This window comes from Mesorhizobium sp. P2_C4 (assembly GCF_056404575.1).
Genome location: NZ_JBFUDT010000001.1, coordinates 814,359 through 834,591, shown reverse-complemented (window position 1 = coordinate 834,591; position 20,233 = coordinate 814,359). Strand labels below are relative to the sequence as shown.

Genomic DNA, 20,233 nt, shown 5'->3' with positions numbered 1-20,233 from the left:
AATCGCGAGATTCCCGCGACTGCGCGCGCGCCCTGCGGACGGCTCGTCAAGCTGCCCTCCGCCATGGCTTCGGGCCTTGCCTCACTCGAAAAGCGTTCGCGGGCTCACCGTTGGCTTTTCGTCCGCTGCGCGGACCGTTCGTCAAGCCCCCGCGCTATACGCCGCGATCGCCGCCATGTTGACGATGTCGGAATCCTTGGCGTTGAGCGAGACGATCTGCACCGGCTTGTTGAGGCCGACCAGCAGCGGGCCGATGACGGTGGAGCCGCCGAGTTCCTGCAGCATCTTGGTCGAGATCGAGGCCGAGTGGAAGGCCGGCATGATCAGCACATTGGCCGGGCCGGTGAGGCGGATGAACGGGTATTGCGCCATGGCGCGGGCATTGAGCGCGACGTCGGCGGCCATTTCGCCGTCATATTCGAAATCGACGCGGCGCTTGTCGAGGATGCGCACCGCTTCCTGCACGCGCTCGGAACGCTCGCCCTGCGGGTGGCCGAAGGTGGAATAGGCGAGCATGGCGAGCCGCGGCTCATAGCCCATGCGGCGGGCAAAACCGGCGGCCTCCTCGGCGATGTCGGCGATCTGCTCGGCGTTCGGCATATCGTGCACGGCGGTGTCGGCGACGAGCACGGTGCGGCCGCGCGCCAGCACGATCGAGACACCGATGACGCAGTGGCCCGGCCTGGCGTCGATGACGCGGCGGATGTCGTCGAGCGCGGTGGAGTAGTTGCGGGTAACGCCGGTGACGATGCCGTCGGCATCGCCCAGCGCCACCATGCAGGCGGCAAAATGGTTGCGGTCGTTGTTGATCAGCCGCTGGCAGTCGCGGAACAGGAAGCCTTTGCGCTGCATGCGTTCGTAGAGATAGTCGGTGTAGATGCCGTTGCGGCGCGACAGCCGGGCATTGATGATCTCGATGCCTTGCTTGTCGAGCTCGATGCCGGCGTTCCGGGCGTTTTCCTTGATGACATCGTCGCGGCCGAGCAGGATGGCGGTGCCGAGCCGCTGGTTCACATAGGAGACGGCGGCGCGCATGACCTGCTCTTCCTCGCCCTCGGCGAAGACGATGCGCTTGGGCTGGCGGCGTACGCGGTCGTAGATGCGCTGCAAGGTCGAGGCGATCGGGTCGCGGCGGGCGGACAGTTCCTGCTGGTAGCGGTCGAGGTCGAGGATCGGCTTGCGGGCGACGCCGCTATCCATCGCAGCCTTTGCCACCGCGATCGGGATGGCCGAGATCAGCCGCGGGTCGAACGGCACGGGGATGATGTAGTTGGGGCCGAATTTCGGCCGGTTGCCCTGATACGCCGCGGCGACATCGTCAGGCACGTCCTTGCGCGCCAGTTCGGCGAGCGCGCGGGCAGCGGCGATCTTCATGTCGTCGTTGATGGTGGTGGCCCGCACATCCAGCGCGCCGCGGAAGATGTAGGGGAAGCCGAGCACGTTGTTGACCTGGTTCGGATAGTCGGACCGGCCGGTGGCCATGATGGCGTCGGTGCGGATCTCGGCCACTTCCTCGGGCGTGATTTCCGGATCGGGGTTGGCCATGGCGAAGATGATCGGGTTCTTGGCCATCGACTGCACCATGGCGGTGGTCAGCGCGCCCTTGGCGGAGAGGCCGAGGAAGACATCGGCGCCATCTAGCGCCTCGGCGAGGCTGCGCGTCTCGGTCTTGACCGCATGCGCCGACTTCCACTGGTTCATGCCCTCGGTGCGACCCTGGTAGACGACGCCCTTGGTGTCGCACAGGATGATGTTGTCAGGGGTAAAGCCCATCGCCTTCATCAGTTCGATGCAGGCGATGCCGGCAGCGCCGGCGCCGTTGCAGACCATTTTGGTGGTTTTCATGTCGCGGCCGGTGATTTCCAGCGCGTTGATCAGGCCGGCGGCCGAGATGATGGCGGTGCCGTGCTGGTCGTCGTGGAAGACCGGGATGTCCATCAGTTCGCGCAGCCGCTGCTCGATGATGAAGCATTCCGGCGCCTTGATGTCCTCGAGGTTGATGCCGCCGAAGGAGGGCCCAAGAAAGCGCACGCAATTGATGAACTCGTCGGCGTCCTCGGTGTCGACTTCAAGATCGATGGAATCGACATCGGCAAAGCGCTTGAACAGCACCGCCTTGCCTTCCATCACCGGCTTGGAGGCCAGCGCGCCGAGATTGCCGAGGCCAAGAATGGCGGTGCCGTTGGAAATGACGGCGACCATGTTGCCGCGCGTCGTGTAGTCGAAGGCGCGGCTGGGGTCCTCGGCGATGGCCAGAACAGGAACCGCGACACCCGGCGAATAGGCGAGGCTCAAATCGCGCTGCGTTGCCATTGGCTTGGTGGCGACGACCTCCAGCTTGCCGGGGCGGCCCATGGAGTGGAACTCCAGCGCTTCCTGCGCGCTGACGGAGGGACCGTTGTTTTCGGTTTTCCTGGCCATGATGCTTTTGATTTCCTCGCCCATCCGGCACCCTTGAGACGGGCGCGTGTTTTTTGAAGTTCCCTAAGGCTACACGGCGCCGCTGTAAACCGACAAGCGATCTCGTGCATCTCCGGGAATTTATCCGGTCAGCCGCAGTTCGACCCGCTGGCGAGCTCGGCAATTTCCCGGGCCTGGTCGCGCACCTGTCTCCATCGCATCAGGCCTTGCGTGCCTGAAAACGGCCATGTCTCGATCGGCGGGGCGCTGCTGCCCTTGCGTTTCAACAGCGCCGACAGATAGGCCATCAGCTCGATGCGCTGGGCGCGAACCTTCTCGAGTGTCCTTTCGCGAACTTCCTCGCGGGGAATGGCGCGGTCGCGCAAGGTCTCTACGGCGCGGCGGATGGCCGCCGGTTCCGGCTCGACGATGATGCAATAATCCGGATCGAAATAGACATCGCGGCCGCCGAGGCTCGGCGTGCTGACGATCGGCAGCCCGGCCATCAGATACTCCATCGAGGAATACATCGCGCCTTCGCTTGCCGAGAGGCAGAGCCCGACCGCAGCCTGGTTGTAGGCGCGGTTGACCTCGGCGGATGTCAGTCTTCCGGGCAGGCCATCGACGATCGGATTGACGATGCGGTGAAGCGGCGACTGTGCCTGCAGACGCCGGACGAAGGCCCGGGCGGCGGCGGGAGGCAGTTCGCCGATCGAGTAAGTGACGTGCGCCAGCCGCTCGATTTCGAAGGCAAGATGATGACGCTTTATCGGTGAGATGCGGCCATTGTAGATGGCGTCGAACTCGACCGGCACATCCGGCAGCGGTCGAAAGACATTTTCCGATATCATCAGGTTGTGATTGGAGAAAATGGCATTGCCGCCGACTCCGCTGATCAGACGGCGCTCCTCCTCGGTGTTGCACAGGAAGATGACCTCATGCAGGGGAAAGTGCCGGGCATACCAGTCGAGGTCACGGCCCATCCGGGTGACGACATCAGGCCTTTCGAACGTCCAGCTCGGCATCAGCAGGAAAGTGACCTTGCGTGATGCCAGGCGCCGGCCAATCGCCGCCAGCGGATAGAGTGGGCAAGAACCGCCAACCGGCATATACAGCACCAGCGGATCGCGATTGAACACATGAGCCGCGATCTCGATGCCGCCATCGAGATCGGACAGCGGGCCACGCGCTGGGAGGATGAAGGGAAGACGCTTGCGTGCCGCAACCCTCAGTTTGTTCGTGGTTCTGTCGGCGCGTCGTGCCGCCAAAAGCAACAGACGCCTGGTCGTCGACTCGACGGGACCAACCATCTCATCGAACGTCTCCTGATTGTCCTGATCCAACCCGATCCCCTGTGATTTCGCCGCTGGAGATCATAGGGCTTGGCCCCTGCCCGGCGCAACCTGAGTGGGCTTTGGCGCTGAGATCCGTTGCGAGCGCTTGCAACCGCCGTCGTCCCCTGTTTTCCACAGCCGCCGGCATTAAACCGCCCGGCCACATCTGCTAGCGTGCGGCCATGGATATGATCTCTTCCGACAACGATACCGCTGCGCCCCTGACGCCGACGCCGGTCGCCGCGCCAGGCGCAACGCCAATGATCGAGCAGTTCATCGAGATCAAGGCGGCGAACCCGGATTCGCTGCTGTTCTACCGCATGGGCGATTTCTACGAGCTGTTCTTCGACGACGCCGAGAAGGCAAGCCGGGCGCTGGGCATCGTCCTGACCAAGCGCGGCAAGCACCAGGGCCTCGACATTCCGATGTGCGGCGTGCCGGTGCATGCCGCAGACGACTATCTGCAGAAGCTGATCGGCCAGGGTTTTCGCGTTGCCGTCTGCGAGCAGATCGAGGATCCGGCCGAGGCGAAAAAACGCGGCGGCAAATCGGTGGTGCGCCGCGACGTGGTGCGGCTGGTGACGCCCGGCACCATCACCGAGGACAAATTGCTGGCGCCATCGGAATCGAGTTTCCTGATGGCTTTGGGCCGGGTGAAGGGCGGCAGCAGCGATCACACCTTTGCACTCGCCTGGATCGAGATCTCGACCGGCGTCTTTCGCGTCGCCGAGACCACCGCCGACCGCTTGCTGGCCGATGTGTTCCGCGTCGACCCGCGCGAGCTGATCGTCGCCGAACCGGTGTTCTATGATCCGGAGCTGAAACCGGTGTTCGACGTGCTTGGCCGCGTCGCCAACCCGCAGCCGCCATCGCTGTTCGATTCGGCGTCGGCCGCCGGCCGTATCGCCCGCTTCTTCGAGGTAGCGACGCCGGACAGTTTTGGCACGTTTTCGCGCGCCGAGCTGTCGGCGATCTCCGGTGCCATTGCCTATGTCGAGAAGACGCAGAAGGCCGAACGGCCGCCATTGTCGCGGCCGGAGCGCGAGGAGCAAGGTTCGACGCTGTTCATCGACCCGGCGACGCGCGCCAATCTGGAACTGTTGCGCACACTGTCGGGCAGCCGCGACGGCTCGCTGTTCAAGGCGATCGACCGCACGGTGACCGGCGGCGGGGCAAGGCTGCTGGCCGACCGTCTGATGGCGCCGCTGACCGACCCCGCACACATTACGGCGCGGCTGGACTCGGTGTCGTTCTTCCGCACGGAAACGCGCCTCTGCCAGGCGGTGCGGGCGAGCCTGAAGAGCGTCGCCGACATGCCGCGCGCTCTGTCCAGGCTGGCGCTCAACCGTGGCGGCCCGCGCGATCTCGGCGCGCTGCGCGCCGGCTTCGAGGCGGCCGGCGCCATTGGCGAATTGTTTGGAGCGACCGCCCTGCCCCAGGAATTGGCAGCAGCGCTGGCGGCGATCAAGACGCTGCCGCGCGCGCTGGCCGCGCATCTCACGCAAGCGCTCGGCGACGAATTGCCTTTGCTGAAGCGCGACGGCGGTTTCGTTCGCGCCGGCTACCATGTCGAACTCGACGAGATGCGGGCGCTGCGCGATGAATCGCGCAAGGTAATCGCCGGGCTGGAGCGCTCGCTGATCGACGAGACCGGCATCCGCTCGCTGAAAATCCGGCACAACAATGTGCTCGGCTACTATATCGAGGTCACCGCCAACCATCACGCGATCATGACCGGCAGCGATGGCGCCAAGGCGCGTTTCATCCACCGCCAGACCATGGCCAACGCCATGCGCTTTACCACCACCGATCTGGCGGCGCTGGAATCGAAGATCGCCAACGCCGCCGACCGGGCGCTGAGCGTCGAGCTTGCCGCCTTCGACACACTGACTGCGGAAGCCGTCGGCCAGGCCGACGCCATCCGCTCCGGCGCCGAGGCGTTGGCCGTGCTGGACGTGTCGGCGGCACTCGCGCTGCTTTCAGAAAGCGAGGCCTGGTGCCGGCCGATTGTCGACGCCAGCCTTGCCTTCGACATCTCGGGCGGCCGCCATCCGGTGGTCGAGCAGGCGCTGCGTCGCTCCGGCGACGGGCCGTTCGTCGCCAATGATTGCGATCTGTCGCCGGAAGGCGGTACGAAAAACGGCGCCATCTGGCTGCTGACCGGCCCCAATATGGGCGGTAAGTCGACCTTCCTGCGGCAGAACGCGCTGATTGCCATCCTCGCCCAGACCGGCTCGTTCGTGCCAGCGACATCGGCTCATATTGGCGTCGTCGACCGGCTGTTTTCGCGCGTCGGCGCCTCGGACGATCTGGCGCGGGGACGCTCGACCTTCATGGTCGAGATGGTCGAGACGGCGGCGATCCTCAACCAGGCCGGCGAACGCGCGCTGGTCATCCTCGATGAGATCGGCCGCGGCACCGCGACCTTCGACGGCCTGTCGATCGCCTGGGCGGCGGTCGAGTATCTGCATGAGAAGAACCGCTGCCGGGCGATCTTCGCCACCCATTTTCACGAAATGACGGCGCTGGCCGGCAAACTGCCACGGCTGCACAACGTCACCATGCGGGTCAAGGAATGGGAAGGCGACGTGGTCTTCCTGCACGAGGTCGGCAAGGGTGCCGCCGACCGCTCCTATGGCGTGCAGGTGGCGCGGCTGGCCGGCCTGCCGGAAGCGGTGGTGGGCCGCGCCAAAGAGGTGCTGCACCAGTTGGAAGCAGGCGAAGTCTCCGGCAAGGCGAACCGGTTGGTCGACGATTTGCCGCTGTTTTCGGTGGCGGCAAGACGGGAAGCGCCTAAGCCGGTCAAGAACGATGCGCTGGGTGCGGCGCTCGGCGACATCAATCCCGACGAGATGACGCCGCGCGAGGCGCTGGAAGTGCTTTACCGGCTGAAGGGGCTAATCGGCAGCCAGTGAGAAAAAGTCCCAACTCAAAGGGATCTCGGGTGTCCCCCACCTTGGTGATTTAATATTTCTTCACAAGAAGAAATAAGCTCCCTTACATTTTTTTCCGATAGAATGTGGGTTCTCACGACTTCATCTGATAGATACATGAAAAGAATACGACCCTCCCCATCAACTTCGCTTACGGTACTTATCGATGCATAGTTAGTACTTTTTGTATCGTACAGATTTTCTGTTTTTAAAAATTTGTACCCGTACGTTTTGAACATTGACCTGATAACTTGTTTAAGCACAACTGCGCTCCAGCGCTCCAGACAGATAGACAGGCAAATTTATTTCTCATCCGGGTCGGCTGACAAGAGCCCCCGACGAGAAGTGACAAAGCCATAGCACGCTATCCGACTTGACGCCATTGTACCGATTGGTACAATACCTCTCATCGCCTTTTCTGATGGGAGAATTCCATGAGCCGTCCGCCGCTGCCGCCCTTTACCGCCGAGACCGCCGCGCAGAAGGCGCGTATGGCCGAAGACGCCTGGAACAGCCGCGACCCCGAGCGGGTGTCGCTCGCCTATACCGAGGACAGCGTCTGGCGCAATCGCGCCGAATTCGTCGCCGGCCGCGGCGAGATCGTCACTTTCCTGACGCGCAAATGGGCACGCGAGCTCGACTACCGTCTCATCAAGGAGGTCTGGGCCTTTACCGACAACCGCATTGCCGTGCGCTTTGCCTATGAATGGCGTGACGACAGCGGCCACTGGTTCCGCTCCTACGGCAACGAGAACTGGGAGTTCGACACAGCCGGCTTGATGCGCCGGCGCCTGGCCAGCATCAACGACCTGCCGATCACTGAAGCCGAGCGCAAATATCACTGGCCGCTCGGCCGCCGGCCCGACGACCATCCGGGCCTGTCCGAACTCGGACTGTAGGGATGCGCCGGATCGCGCCCGATCGCGACAGCTTGCTGGCCATCCTGGCCGAGGTTTTTCGCGAGCACGGCTATGAGGGCGCCAGCCTGTTGCTGATCGGCGAAGCGACGGGGCTCGGCAAGGGAAGCCTCTATCATTTCTTTCCTGGAGGGAAGGAAGAGATGGCGACGGCCGTCATCGCCCATATAGACGGCTGGTTCGAGGAGAATGTCTTCGTGCCGATGCAGGACAAGGCTGATCCGCAGGCCGGCATCGCGCGCATGCTGGAGGCGACCGACAGCTATTTCCGCTCCGGCCGCCGGGTCTGCCTGATCGGCGCCTTCGCGCTGGACGAGTCTCGCGACCTTTTTGCCAAGGCAATCAAAAGCTATTTCGGCCGCTGGGTGGCGCATCTCTCGGAAGCGCTGACGCGCGCCGGACACGGCCAGGCCAGGGCAGACGAACTCGCCGAAGAGACGGTCGGCGCCATCCAGGGCGCACTCACGCTGGCGCGCGCCTTCGACGACACGGCGGTCTTTTCGCGTGCGCTGCAGCGGGCGCGGGCGGCGCTCGGCTAAAGTTCATTACATGGGCTCGAAGCGGAAGGCTGTTTTGGTGCGGGAAACCCTACCGACGCCTGGTGAATCGAGATGCGCGCCCGCGACGTAGCAGCCTTTGCCAGCGGCAAGCGCCAATATCTGCAGCCTGCTTTTCCTCGCCTGCTCCTGATCGGCGTCGAATTCCCACGCGATCTCCGGGTGGTCGAATTGAAGCGACGGCACATGCACGATATCGCCCCAGATGAGCAGCGTTTCGCCGTCGCTCACGAGGCGAAAGCAGGTGTGACCGACTTCATGGCCGGGGGTGGCGATCGTGTCAATGTCAGCACTGAGGCGCTGTCCGGCGTCGAGAGGCTGGGCGCGATCGTGGAAGCGTTCCAGCCTCGCCACCTCGCGAAACATGCCGAGTTCAGCTCGCGGGACCAGCAGGCGCGAGAGTTGCGGAAAACCGTCGCCACCATCGGCAAGGACAAGCCCGTGTATATGGTCGAGATGGGTGTGGGTGAAGGCAACAGTGCGTATCCGGCCGACCGCGATCTTCGCCTCGCGCAGCGCGGCGGGCAGATGCCCCATTGTCGGGTGCCAGGCGTTCGAAGACCCCGTGTCGATCAGCGTTATGTCGTCGCCGTCATCGATGGCAAAGGCGTTGACCGATAGCCTGAGCGCGCCGTCGACGAGCGGCACCTGCGAGGGCAGATCATCGCCGAACGGCCGATCTCCGGGCTGGCGCAGCCGTCTGATCGGCATGTCGACATAACCGTCACGCAGCGACGTGACCGTCGTCGTTCCGATTTTATAGGTGGTGTGACGAGGCCCGGCTGAAATTCGTTCCAATGCTTATTCTCTGTCCTTTTCCGAAAACCGCTTCCTCTAGATCATCTCCAGCCCGCGCTTGCGCGTCGGCGGCGGAAAGGCGCGGTCGAGCTCGGCGAGGTCTTCGCCGGTGAGCTTGATGTCGAGGGCCGCAACATTCTGGCGGACGTGCTCCTGGCGGCTGGCCTTTGGAATGGCGATGACGCCCGGTTGCGCCATCACCCAGGCAAGCGCGATCTGTGCCGCCGTGGCGTTGTGGCGGGCAGCGATAGCCTCCAGCCTGGCGTTGCGCGCCAAGGCGCCCTGCTCGACCGGCGAATAGGCCATCAGCGGAATGCCGCGCTGACGGCTCCACGGCGCGAGGTCGAATTCGGGGCCGCGCCGCGACAGATTGTAGAGCACCTGATTGGTCTGGACGTTGCCGCCGGCCGGAAATCCGGTCAGTTCGTCCATCTCGTCGGTGTCGAAATTGCTGACGCCCCAGTGGCGGATCTTGCCGGCTTTTTTCAGCGCCTCAAACGCCTCGACCGTTTCCGCCAGCGGCACGCTGCCCGGCCAATGCAAGAGATAGAGATCGATGCGGTCGGTGGAGAGCCGCCGGAGGCTTTTCTCACACGCAGCAGGCACGCCGGTGCGCGAGGCATTGGATGGCAGCACCTTGGAGACGAGAAAGAGTTCGTCGCGGCGCCCGGCAATGGCTTCCGCCACCACTTCTTCGGCGCCGCCGCTGGCATACATTTCGGCGGTGTCGATCAGCGTCATGCCGAGATCGAGCCCGAGCTTCAGGGCGTTGACCTCATCGGCACGGCGACGGGCATCCTCGCCCATCTTCCATGTGCCCTGGCCAAGCACCTGAACGGCTTCGCCCGAAGGCAGCGTGGTGGTTCTGATTTTGGATGACATGGACAGCTCCGTGTGAAGTCAGATCGCAGCATAGCCGCCGCCGGAAATCCAGACTGAAGCTCCTCGTCTTCGCCCGGGCGATTGTCCGACAAAACCCGCTATGCAGCAGATTCGGTAGAACGGTGGAGGATCAGATAGACCATTCCACTTACCGTTGCACTCGCGAGAGCCGCGGCTGCGTAGGTGGTAGCAATGCCAAGATCAGTCAGCCAGACTGCCACCACGGCGAAGAACGCGGCAAACGAAAACGAGCCAATGATCACGCCTCTAACAAGATTCGATGCGGCACCCCGTCCCATCTGATGGTGCGTAAAAACGCTCAGGATCAGAACGAAAACCGGAAATGGCGCAAGCAGGCCGCTTAGCTTTGCACCGACATGTCCTGTCAAGAAAGTGATCAGAAGCACGAAGGCAGCTGATACCAACATCCGCAGAGTGAGATCAAAACGGATTGTAACCTTTGCAGCGGCATCAATGTTTACAGGCTTCAACAGGGTCATAAAAAGCAGGATTGTTGCCAGCACCAGCCCCAATCCGGATGCGACAGTCCATTCGAATTCATTCCAGATCAATGTCGCTGCAAAAAAAGCGCCTACGCTGCACAGGACGGTCATGGCCACATTGAGCCGCTTTGCCAGCAGCGCATAGGTAAAACAGAAGATGCAGGTCGAAACCTGGCCGACGAAGTTTGCCACCGCTGCATGCTGTGCAAAGGAAGCGCCATGCTCCAGGGCCGTGAAGACCGAGATCGGTCCGGTTATCAGCGGAACGCCCATAAGCATTCCGCCTATAGCGGGGCCGTATTTACGGCTCAGCAGTGTAAGGCAAAGGATAAGAACCGGCGCGGTGGCAAGTTTAAAGGCCAGGATCAGGGGCAAGATGGAGACTGCCTGGCACTATCCATCATTCAGGCCCCTTGCCGCATTTCTTCACCGCCTCGAACGCTTCGGCCGTCTTGACGACATGCCGGAGTCGTGGCCGCCGGCACTATAGCGGGTGGGAGACATCCGGAAAGGATATTCCGCCGCGGCCGCCGGTACCCTACTTCACCGGGTGAGCGGCGAGCCAGCCTTGCATCTGCTTGATCTCGGCTTCCTGCGCGGCGATGACGCCTTCGGCCAGCTTGCGGATTTCCGGATCCTTGCCGTTGGCAAGCTCGACCTTGGCCATGTCGATCGCTCCCTGATGATGCGGGATCATGCCACGGACGAAATCGACATCGGCATTGCCGGAATGTTCGATCATCATGTCGGTGTGCATCTTGTCCATCGCCGCCTTGTAGCCATCGGTGGAAGGACCTTGCGCGCCCATCGCCATACCGGCCATGTCATGTTTTATCTCCTCGCTCTGCGCGGGAACGCTTTCGAGGAAAACGGTCAGCAGCATTCCTGCCGCCATCAGCAAAAGCACGATCTTTTTAGCCAAGGTCATTCATGGTCTCCTGTTGATTGGGATTTCGTATTTGGGGGCTTTGCTCAGAGTTTCAACGTCCTGAGCCGCAATGCGTTGGCGATGACCGAGACCGAGGACAGGCTCATCGCCGCCGCCGCCAGCATCGGCGACAACAGTGTGCCGGTCAGCGGATAGAGCACGCCGGCGGCAACCGGCACGCCAAGCACATTGTAGAGGAAGGCGAAAAACAGGTTCTGGCGGATGTTGCGGATCGTCGCCTGGGCAAGCCGGCGGGCCCGCACGATGCCGTTGAGGTCGCCCTTGACCAGCGTGATCCCGGCGCTTTCGACCGCGACATCGGCCCCGGTTCCCATGGCGATGCCGACATCGGCGCTGGCCAAGGCCGGCGCATCGTTGACACCGTCGCCGGCCATGGCAACGCCGGCGCCTTTGGCACGCAGTTCCTCGACGAGGGCTGCTTTCTGTTCCGGCAGCAGGCCGGCGCGCACCTCGTCGATGCCGAGCTTGCTGGCAATCGCCGTCGCCGTGCGCTCATTGTCGCCGGTCGCCATGATGATCCTCAAGCCACTGTCATGCAGTGCCTTGATCGCCTCGACCGTCGTTGCCTTGACCGGGTCGGCGACGGCAACGATGCCGGCCAGCTTTTGCTCCACGGCAACGAACATCGCCGTCTTGCCTTCGGCCTGCAGCGCCTCGGCCTTGGCAGTGACGGATACGATATCGATGCCGAGATCGGCCATCATCGCCGCGTTGCCAAGCGCCACCTGCTTGCCCGACACCATGCCGGTGACACCCTTGCCAGTGACCGCCGCGAAAGCGCCGGCGTCGGCTATCTTCAAGCCGCGTTCGCCGGCGCCCTCGACGATCGCCTCGGCCAGCGGATGCTCGGAGCCTTTTTCCAGTGCTGCGGCGAGTGCCAGCAATTCATCTTCCACCATGCCTTCGACAGCGACGACGTCGGTCAATTTCGGCCGGCCTTCGGTCAAGGTGCCGGTCTTGTCGACAATCAACGTGTCGACGGAAGCAAACCGTTCGAGCGCGGCGGCTTCCTTGATCAGCACGCCGGCATGCGCCCCGCGCCCGGTGGCGGTCATGATCGACATCGGCGTCGCCAGACCCAGCGCGCACGGACAGGCGATGATCAGCACCGACACCGCCGAGACGATGGCGAAGATCAGGCTGGGCTCGGGGCCAAGAAACGCCCAGGCCGTGAAAGCTGATATCGCGACCAGCACCACGGCCGGGACGAAATAGAAGGAGACGCGATCGGCCAACCCCTGGATCGGCGCGCGTGAACGCTGCGCCTTGGCGACCAGTTCGACAATGCGCGAAAGCGTCGTCTCGGCGCCAACCTTTTCGGCGCGCATGATCAGCGAACCGTGTTTGTTGAGCGTGCCACCGGTCAGCGCGTCGCCTTGCGTCTTTTCGACTGGCAGCGGCTCGCCTGTGATCATCGATTCGTCGATGGCAGAGCGGCCCTCCAGCACAATGCCGTCGACCGGAACGGCGTCGCCGGGTCGGATGCGCAGCCGGTCACCCGCCTTGACCGCGTCGAGCGGCACGTCATTTTCGGCGCCGTCCGCGCCAATCAGCCGCGCCGTCTTCGGCGCCAGATCGAGCAGGGCGCGGATCGCAGAGCCGGTTTGCTCGCGGGCCCGCAGTTCCAGCACCTGGCCGAGGAACACCAGCGCCACGATGACGGCGGCCGCCTCGAAATAGACCGGGACAGTGCCGTCATGACCGCGGAACTGGTGCGGAAAAATATCCGGAAACAGCGTGGCGACGACGCTGTAGAGATAGGCAGCGCCGACGCCGAGCGAAATCAGCGTCCACATGTTGGGGCTGCGGTTGACGAGCGAGTCCCAGCCGCGATGGAAGAAGGGAAGTGCTGCCCACAGCACCACCGGGCTCGCCAGCGCCAGTTCCAGCCAGACCAGCGTCCGCTCATCGATAAGGCTTGCGAAGCTCAGGCCGAGCATCGGCGCCATGGCGACGATCAGCAAAGGCACCGACAGGATGGCGCTGACCCAGAGACGTCGCGTGAAGTCGACAAGTTCCGGATTCGGACCCTCGTCGCCGGTCGGCACCCCCATCGGCTCCAGCGCCATGCCGCAGATCGGGCAGGATCCGGGCTTGTCGCGGATGATTTCGGGATGCATCGGGCAGGTGTATTGCGTGCCTTTCGGCATCGCCTTCGGCTGCGGCCGGTCGCCAAGATATTTTGCCGGCTCCGCCTCGAACTTCGCCTTGCAGCCGGCCGAGCAGAAATAGAAATCCTGGCCCTCGTGCCGCAAAGAATGCTTTGCCGTGGCAGGGTCGACGCTCATGCCGCAGACCGGATCGCGAGCCACAGTGTCCGCGACAGGCGCAGCCTGCTTGGCCGAGCAGCAGCCGGCGGCGGCGTGCGCGTGATGATCATGGTCGGAATGCGCCATTGAAAAAATGCCTTTGTGTCTCGATGCTGTTTGAGAGGTAGTGCTTCCAGTAACTGGAAGGTCAAGAGCCTAATTCGGCTTTTCTCGCTGTGCGGCGCTTGTCGGACGGTTGTCTGCTCGCGTCCGTCCGCCCCATACCCACCACCGCGAAAACGCGCTATAGACGCCGCCGAAAAGGCAAGGCCGACCCGCGCATATGGCAAAAATCTCTCTGAAGCTCGATGAACTGATCGACGGCGAAGCCTTGCGCCGCGAGATGACCGCGCTGACCGTGGCTAGCGCAGGCGACGGCTCCGGGCAGGTGGTGCGCAGCGGCGTGCTCCAGCTTCTCAAGGGCCGGCTCGCCGAGGGCCGCAGAACTGCCGAGGCGATGCTGCGGGATGACGGTAGCGGCAATGCCTGCGCCGCCCGGCTGTCGCATGTCATGGACGAGATCATCCGCGCGCTCTACGATTTCGCCGCGACCCATGTCTATCGGGTGAAGAACCCCTCGACGGCCGAACGCATGGCCGTCGTCGCCGTCGGTGGTTATGGCCGCGGGACGCTGGCGCCGGGGTCCGACATCGACCTGTTGTTCATGCTGCCCTACAAGCAGACGCCGTGGGGCGAGCAGACCGTCGAATATATGCTCTATATGCTGTGGGACCTCGGCCTGAAAGTCGGCCACGCCACCCGCAACATCGACGAATGCGTCAGGCTGTCGCGCACCGACATCACCATTCGCACCTCGATCCTGGAAGCGCGCTTCCTGTGGGGCGAGCAAAAGCTCTATGACGAGCTTCTGCTGCGCTTCGACCACGAGGTGGTGCGCACCACTGGACCCGAATATGTCCAGGCCAAGCTTGCCGAACGCGACGAGCGCCACGCCAAGGCCGGCGAAAGCCGCTATCTCGTCGAACCCAACGTCAAGGATGGCAAGGGCGGCCTGCGCGACCTGCAGACGCTGTTCTGGATCGGCAAATATTTCTACCGGGTGCGCACCGGCGAGGAGCTGGTCGAAAAGGGCGTCTTCACCGAGGGTGAATACCGCGAGTTCCAGAAGGCCGAGGATTTCCTGTGGGCGGTGCGCTGCCACATGCATTTCCTCACCGGCAAGGCCGAGGAGAGGCTGCATTTCGACATCCAGCGCGAAATCGCCGAACGGCTGGGCTACACCACCCATCCGGGTCTTTCGGCGGTCGAGCGCTTCATGAAGCACTACTTCCTCGTCGCCAAGGATGTCGGCGACCTGACCCGCATCTTCTGCGCCGCGCTCGAGGAGGAGCAGGCCAAGCATGTGCCGGGCTTCAACCGCATCTTCCTGACTTTCTCCAGGCGCAAGCGCAAGCTGGCCGGCACCTCCGATTTCATTGTCGACAACCACCGCATCAACATTGCCGACGACACGGTGTTCGAGCGCGACCCGGTCAATCTGCTCAGGCTGTTCTGGTTTGCCGACAAGCACGGGCTGGAATTCCATCCCGACGCGCTGAAGCTGCTGACCCGTTCGCTCGGCCTGGTCAACAAGTCGCTGCGGCGCGACGAGGAAGCCAACCGGCTGTTCCTCGACATCTTGACCTCGGACCGCAACGCCGAACTTAACCTGCGGCGCATGAACGAGGCCGGATTGCTGGGCAGGCTGATCCCGGATTTCGGCAAGATCGTCGCCATGATGCAGTTCTCGATGTACCACCACTATACGGTGGACGAGCACCTGATCCGCTGCATCGGCGTGCTGGCCGAGATCGAGCGCGGCGACGGCGAAAAAGTCCATCCGCTTTCGCACACGCTGATGCCGGGGCTGAAGAAGAGCCGCGAGGCGCTCTATGTCGCTGTGCTGCTGCACGACATCGCCAAGGGCCGGCTGGAGGACCACTCCGAAGCCGGCGCCCGGATCGCGCGGCGCATCTGCCCGCATATGGGGCTGTCGCCGGCCGACACCGAAACTGTCGCCTGGCTGGTCGAGAACCACCTCGTGATGTCGATGACGGCGCAGACCCGCGATCTCAACGACCGCAAGACGATCGAGGATTTTGCCGCGATCGTGCAGTCGGTCGAACGGCTGAAGCTGCTGCTCATCCTCACCGTCTGCGACATCAGAGGCGTCGGGCCGGGCGTCTGGAACGGCTGGAAGGGCCAGCTGCTGCGCACACTCTACTACGAAACCGAACTGCTTCTGACCGGCGGCTTTTCGGAAGTGTCGCGCGCGACGCGCACCGCCGCTGCCCGCGAGCGGCTGGCCCAGGCGCTGGCCGATTGGCCGGAAAAGGCTCGCAAGCGTTATGTCGGCCAGCACTACGAGAATTACCTGCTGACGGTCGATCTCCCCGACCAGCTACGCCATGCCGAATTCATCCGCGAGGCGGATCAAGCCGGCAAGAAGCTCGCCACCATGGTCAAGACCCACCAGTTCGAAGGGGTGACCGAGATCACCGTGCTGGCGCAGGATCACCCGCGTCTGCTCTCGGTGATCGCCGGCGCCTGTGCGGGAGCCGGCGGCAACATCGTCGACGCGCAGATCTTCACGACCTCCGACGGCCGGGCGCTGGACACCATCCTGATCTCGAGGGAATTCGACCGCGACGAGGATGAGCGCCGCCGCGCCGAGCGCGTCGGCAAGCTGATCGAGGATGTGCTGTCGGGCAAGAGCTGGCTGCCGGAAATGATCGAGAAGCGCACCAAGCCGCGGCGCGGCGCCAAGGTCTTCAAAATCCCGCCGCGCGCCGAAATCCGTAACGCGCTGTCGAACCGGTTCTCGGTGATCGAGGTCGAGGGGCTGGATCGGCCGGGCCTGCTCTCCGAGATCACCGGTGCGCTGTCCGACCTGTCGCTCGACATCGCCTCGGCCCACATCACCACTTTTGGCGAAAAGGTCATCGACACCTTCTATGTCACCGACCTGACCGGCCAGAAGATCGACAGCCCGGCGCGCATTACGGCCATCCACAACCGGCTGATCGCGGCACTTGAAGGCATCGCGCCCGAGCGCGGCGGCAAGGCCAAGGCGGCCGCCGAGTGATCGTCACCATCACTTTGTCCCAATCCCACAGGCAGTCTTCACACGCATGAGCCTTGTCAGAAAATTCGCGACGGTCGCTTCCGGCACGCTGATGAGCCGTGCGCTCGGTTTTGGCCGCGAGATGCTGATGGCCGCCGCACTCGGCACCGGGCCGATCGCCGACGCCTTCAACGCCGCCTTCCAGTTTCCCAACACCTTTCGCCGGCTGTTTGCCGAAGGCGCCTTCAACGCCGCCTTCGTGCCGCTGTTTGCCAAGGAGATCGAAACCCACGGCACCGAGGGCGCCAAGCGCTTTTCGGAAGAAGTGTTCGGCGTGCTGTTTACCGCGCTTTTGGCGCTGACCATCGCCATGGAACTGGCGATGCCGCTGATCGTGCGCTATCTGGTGGCGCCCGGCTTTGCCGACACACCGGGAAAATTCGAGACGACCGTCCTGCTGGCGACGATCATGTTTCCCTACCTGATCTGCATGTCGCTCGCGGCCATGATGGCCGGCATGCTGAATTCGCTACGCCGCTATTTCGCGGCTGCCGTCGCGCCCGCTTTCCTCAACATCATCCTGATCAGCGTGCTCGGCTATGCGTGGTACCACGGCATGGATGCGCATGACGTCGGTTTCAGCCTGTCCTGGGGCGTGCTGGCGGCGGGCATCGTGCAACTCGCCATCGTTTGGGCGGCGGTGCGCAATGCCGGCATCGTGCTCGGCTTTCGCCGGCCGAAGCTGACGCCCAATGTCAAGCGGCTGCTGATCCTGGCGCTGCCGGCGGCGATCACCGGCGGCATCACCCAGATCAACCAGCTGATCGGCACGGCGATCGCCTCGGCGCAGGACAGCGCGGTCTCCTCGCTTGCCTATGCGGACCGCGTCTACCAATTGCCGCTCGGCGTCGTCGGCGTTGCCGTCGCCATCGTGCTGTTGCCGGAACTGTCGCGGGCGCTGAAGTCAGGCAATCTGATCGAGGCGGCCAATCTGCAGAACCGCTCGGTCGAGTTCACGCTGTTCCTGACCTTGCCGGCGGCAGCGGCACTCTGGGTCATGTCCGAGCCGATCGTGCGGCTGGTCTATGAGCGCGGCGCGTTTGCCGCCAACCACTCGACGCCTACGGTCGCGGCAATCCTGGCGATCTTTGGCCTCGGCCTGCCGGCCTTCGTGCTGATCAAGGCGTTCACCCCCGGCTATTTCGCCCGCGAGGACACGCGCACGCCGATGATCTTCGCCGCCATCTCGGTGGCGGTGAACGTCACCACGGCACTGACGCTGTTTCCGTCGATGGGCGCGCCCGGCATTGCGGTGGCTTCGGCCGTCGCCGGCTGGGTCAATGCGATGATGCTGCTGGCCGTGCTGATCCGGCGCGGCCATTGGGGCCGCGACGTGCCGCTGCTGAAACGCATTCCGCGGCTGGTGCTGTCGGCGGTGGTGATGGGGGCGGCGCTCTACATTGCCGAGCACTGGTTCGCCGTCAGGCTCGGCCCAGGCTCGCCGCTGGTGATCAAGGCGGTGACGCTGCTGTCGCTGGTCGCAGGCGGGGCGGCGCTCTATTTCCTCACCACCTTCGCCACCGGCGGCGCCGATTTCGGCATGATCCGGCGCAATGCGACGCGAGTATCTGCGAAGGCACCGCCCTCCGCTGCAAAATCCGATCCGGACGAATAGTTCCCGCAGGCTCACGGCGACGGCGGTCTTGATCAGATCGCCGCTCTCGTCCATAAGCGCGCCGTCGAAAGACTTTCGCCGCGCGCGAAACGGCCCTCCACAAGCCAAGGGAACAACAATGACCGCCTTCAAGCCACTCGTCTTCTCAGGCGTCCAGCCGACCGGCAATCTGCATCTGGGCAACTATCTCGGCGCCATCAAGAAATTCGTCGCCCTACAGGACACCTCCGACTGCATCTATTGCGTCGTCGACCTGCATTCGCTGACCGCCCAACTCGTCCATGAAGACCTCGCCGACCAGACGCGGTCGATCACCGCTGCCTTCCTCGCCTCCGGCATCGACGCGAAGAAGCACATCGTCTTCAACCAGTCGCGGGTGATGCAGCACGCCGAACTTGCCTGGATCTTCAACTGCGTGGCGCGCATCGGCTGGATGAACAAGATGACGCAGTTCAAGGACAAGGCCGGCAAGGACCGCGAGAATGCCTCGCTGGGCCTGCTTGCCTATCCCTCGCTGATGGCGGCCGATATCCTGCTCTACCGCGCCACCCATGTGCCGGTGGGCGAAGACCAGAAGCAGCATCTGGAGCTGACCCGCGACATCGCGCAGAAGTTCAACAACGACTTTTCGAGCCGCATCGCCAGCCTTGGCGTCGGCGTCGAGATGCAGGTTCGCGAAGAGACGGTGAACGGCTTCTTCCCGATCACCGAACCGGTGATCGGTGGCCCAGCGGCGCGCATTATGAGCCTGCGCGACGGCTCGAAGAAGATGTCGAAGTCGGATCCGTCGGACCTGTCGCGCATCAATCTGACCGACGATGCCGACACCATCTCGAAGAAAATCCGCAAGGCCAAGACCGACCCGGAAGCCTTGCCGAGCGAGCTCGACGGATTGGAAAGCCGGCCCGAGGCGGAAAACCTGGTCGGCATCTATGCCGGTCTCGCAGAGATGTCGAAGGCGGACGTGCTGAAGGCGTTCGGCGGCCAGCAGTTTTCGGTGTTCAAGCCGGCGCTGGCCGACCTTGCGGTGGAGAAGCTGGCGCCGATCGCCGGCGAGATGCGCCGCATTTCCGACGACCGTGCCTATGTCGACGCGGTGCTCAAGGACGGCGGCGAACGCGCCGGCGTGCTGGCCGAGGCGACGATGAAGACGGTGCGCGACATTATCGGCCTGCTGCAGGGCTGATCTGCATCGACTTGATCTGCACCAACACCCGACTTCGGCCGGCCGCTTGCGGCCAGCCGGTGCGGATGGCAGATTGCGGACCGAAACCATCGAACAGGTAGGACATGGTCTCCAAACGCCTTAGTCGCGAAGCCGGCCATCGCCGCAAGTTCCTGGCGATCATCGACGACACGCCGGAATGCGAGCGCGCCGTCGCCTACGCCTCGAAGCGAGCGCAGAGCACCAGCGGCGTGCTGGTGCTGCTCTATGTGATCGAGCCGGACGACTTCCAGCACTGGCTGGGCGTCGAAAAGATCATGCGCGAGGAGGCCAACGCCACGGCACGTACCGCGCTCGACAGCTACGCCAACAAGGTACGCCAGAAGCTCGGCATGGAGCCGGAACTGGTGGTGCGCGAGGGCAAGCCGACCGAAGAAATCCACAAATTGATCGAGGACGACCAGGACATCGCCATCCTGGTGCTGGCGGCCGGCGCCGGCAAGGAAGGTCCGGGGCCGCTGGTCGGCGCTGTCGCCGGCAAAGGTGCCGCTTTCCCGATCCCGGTGACGGTGGTGCCGCAGAATCTATCCGACGAGGAGATCGACAGCCTCGCCTGAGATGTATTGGTATTCAGGTGAGGCCGGCCTGCGAATGGCGGCTTCCTGCGCTTCCTGCGCTTCCGGTGCTCACGTACTTCAAGTATGCTCCGCTCCGGTTCTCGGAAACCACCATTCTCGACTCAGCCTG

Annotated in this window: 14 protein-coding genes; 7 read left to right on the top strand and 7 right to left on the bottom strand. The window is 63.6% G+C overall.

Annotated features, from left to right (window positions below; all coding sequences use genetic code 11):
• Nucleotides 1-141 precede the first annotated feature (141 nt).
• Nucleotides 142-2,421 (bottom strand): NADP-dependent malic enzyme, encoded by a 2,280-nt coding sequence (locus tag AC1DX6_RS04025; RefSeq protein ID WP_477311424.1) that lies wholly within the window; start codon nucleotides 2,419-2,421, stop codon nucleotides 142-144.
• Nucleotides 2,422-2,549: 128 nt separating this feature from the next.
• Entirely contained in the window at nucleotides 2,550-3,743 is a 1,194-nt protein-coding gene (locus tag AC1DX6_RS04020) for a glycosyltransferase family protein (RefSeq protein ID WP_477311422.1), read from the bottom strand.
• Nucleotides 3,744-3,922: 179 nt separating this feature from the next.
• Between AC1DX6_RS04020 and mutS the strand changes: the two genes are divergently transcribed.
• From mutS to AC1DX6_RS04005, 3 genes are all read left to right on the top strand, one after another.
• The gene (mutS, locus tag AC1DX6_RS04015; RefSeq protein ID WP_477311897.1) at nucleotides 3,923-6,649 is read left to right on the top strand and encodes a DNA mismatch repair protein MutS; all 2,727 of its coding nucleotides are present in this window, start codon (nucleotides 3,923-3,925) and stop codon (nucleotides 6,647-6,649) included.
• 452 nt (nucleotides 6,650-7,101) lie between these two features.
• On the top strand, nucleotides 7,102-7,566 hold the full coding sequence (locus AC1DX6_RS04010; protein WP_477311420.1) for a nuclear transport factor 2 family protein: 465 nt from the start codon (nucleotides 7,102-7,104) through the stop codon (nucleotides 7,564-7,566).
• Nucleotides 7,567-7,568: 2 nt separating this feature from the next.
• The gene (locus tag AC1DX6_RS04005; protein ID WP_477311418.1) at nucleotides 7,569-8,123 is read left to right on the top strand and encodes a TetR/AcrR family transcriptional regulator; all 555 of its coding nucleotides are present in this window, start codon (nucleotides 7,569-7,571) and stop codon (nucleotides 8,121-8,123) included.
• Between the two features lie 6 nt (nucleotides 8,124-8,129).
• Here the strand turns inward: AC1DX6_RS04005 and AC1DX6_RS04000 are convergent, their stop codons facing one another.
• From AC1DX6_RS04000 to AC1DX6_RS03980, 5 genes are all read right to left on the bottom strand, one after another.
• On the bottom strand, nucleotides 8,130-8,939 hold the full coding sequence (locus AC1DX6_RS04000; protein WP_477311416.1) for an MBL fold metallo-hydrolase: 810 nt from the start codon (nucleotides 8,937-8,939) through the stop codon (nucleotides 8,130-8,132).
• A gap of 36 nt (nucleotides 8,940-8,975) precedes the next feature.
• The gene (locus AC1DX6_RS03995; RefSeq protein ID WP_477311414.1) at nucleotides 8,976-9,821 is read right to left on the bottom strand and encodes an aldo/keto reductase; all 846 of its coding nucleotides are present in this window, start codon (nucleotides 9,819-9,821) and stop codon (nucleotides 8,976-8,978) included.
• A 98-nt stretch (nucleotides 9,822-9,919) separates the two neighbouring features.
• Nucleotides 9,920-10,699, bottom strand: coding sequence for a hypothetical protein (locus AC1DX6_RS03990; RefSeq protein ID WP_477311412.1), 780 nt, complete (start codon nucleotides 10,697-10,699; stop codon nucleotides 9,920-9,922).
• A gap of 163 nt (nucleotides 10,700-10,862) precedes the next feature.
• Nucleotides 10,863-11,252 carry a CopM family metallochaperone gene (gene copM / locus AC1DX6_RS03985; protein WP_477311410.1) on the bottom strand — a complete coding sequence of 130 codons (390 nt, stop codon included), beginning with the start codon at nucleotides 11,250-11,252 and terminating at the stop codon, nucleotides 10,863-10,865.
• A 44-nt stretch (nucleotides 11,253-11,296) separates the two neighbouring features.
• On the bottom strand, nucleotides 11,297-13,669 hold the full coding sequence (locus tag AC1DX6_RS03980; protein ID WP_477311408.1) for a heavy metal translocating P-type ATPase: 2,373 nt from the start codon (nucleotides 13,667-13,669) through the stop codon (nucleotides 11,297-11,299).
• Between the two features lie 196 nt (nucleotides 13,670-13,865).
• On the opposite strand from AC1DX6_RS03980, the gene AC1DX6_RS03975 reads away from it, so the two are divergent.
• From AC1DX6_RS03975 to AC1DX6_RS03960, 4 genes are all read left to right on the top strand, one after another.
• A complete protein-coding gene (locus AC1DX6_RS03975; protein ID WP_477311406.1) occupies nucleotides 13,866-16,667 on the top strand; it encodes a [protein-PII] uridylyltransferase in 2,802 nt (933 codons plus the stop codon).
• Nucleotides 16,668-16,713: 46 nt separating this feature from the next.
• The gene (gene murJ / locus AC1DX6_RS03970; protein ID WP_477311404.1) at nucleotides 16,714-18,321 is read left to right on the top strand and encodes a murein biosynthesis integral membrane protein MurJ; all 1,608 of its coding nucleotides are present in this window, start codon (nucleotides 16,714-16,716) and stop codon (nucleotides 18,319-18,321) included.
• 118 nt (nucleotides 18,322-18,439) lie between these two features.
• A complete protein-coding gene (gene trpS, locus AC1DX6_RS03965) occupies nucleotides 18,440-19,507 on the top strand; it encodes a tryptophan--tRNA ligase (RefSeq protein WP_477311402.1) in 1,068 nt (355 codons plus the stop codon).
• 104 nt (nucleotides 19,508-19,611) lie between these two features.
• Nucleotides 19,612-20,103 carry a universal stress protein gene (locus AC1DX6_RS03960; protein WP_477311400.1) on the top strand — a complete coding sequence of 164 codons (492 nt, stop codon included), beginning with the start codon at nucleotides 19,612-19,614 and terminating at the stop codon, nucleotides 20,101-20,103.
• Nucleotides 20,104-20,233 lie beyond the last annotated feature (130 nt).

What these genes read in the sequence shown, in the direction of transcription:
- trpS (WP_477311402.1), top strand. Translation starts at nt 18,440, where the DNA reads ATGACCGCCTTCAAGCCACTCGTCTTCTCAGGCGTCCAGCCGACCGGC.
- AC1DX6_RS04010 (WP_477311420.1), top strand. Translation starts at nt 7,102, where the DNA reads ATGAGCCGTCCGCCGCTGCCGCCCTTTACCGCCGAGACCGCCGCGCAG.
- AC1DX6_RS03960 (WP_477311400.1), top strand. Translation starts at nt 19,612, where the DNA reads ATGGTCTCCAAACGCCTTAGTCGCGAAGCCGGCCATCGCCGCAAGTTC.
- AC1DX6_RS04025 (WP_477311424.1), bottom strand. Translation starts at nt 2,421, where the DNA reads ATGGCCAGGAAAACCGAAAACAACGGTCCCTCCGTCAGCGCGCAGGAA.
- AC1DX6_RS03975 (WP_477311406.1), top strand. Translation starts at nt 13,866, where the DNA reads ATGGCAAAAATCTCTCTGAAGCTCGATGAACTGATCGACGGCGAAGCC.
- copM (WP_477311410.1), bottom strand. Translation starts at nt 11,252, where the DNA reads ATGACCTTGGCTAAAAAGATCGTGCTTTTGCTGATGGCGGCAGGAATG.
- mutS (WP_477311897.1), top strand. Translation starts at nt 3,923, where the DNA reads ATGATCTCTTCCGACAACGATACCGCTGCGCCCCTGACGCCGACGCCG.
- AC1DX6_RS03980 (WP_477311408.1), bottom strand. Translation starts at nt 13,669, where the DNA reads ATGGCGCATTCCGACCATGATCATCACGCGCACGCCGCCGCCGGCTGC.
- murJ (WP_477311404.1), top strand. Translation starts at nt 16,714, where the DNA reads ATGAGCCTTGTCAGAAAATTCGCGACGGTCGCTTCCGGCACGCTGATG.
- AC1DX6_RS03995 (WP_477311414.1), bottom strand. Translation starts at nt 9,821, where the DNA reads ATGTCATCCAAAATCAGAACCACCACGCTGCCTTCGGGCGAAGCCGTT.
- AC1DX6_RS04005 (WP_477311418.1), top strand. Translation starts at nt 7,569, where the DNA reads ATGCGCCGGATCGCGCCCGATCGCGACAGCTTGCTGGCCATCCTGGCC.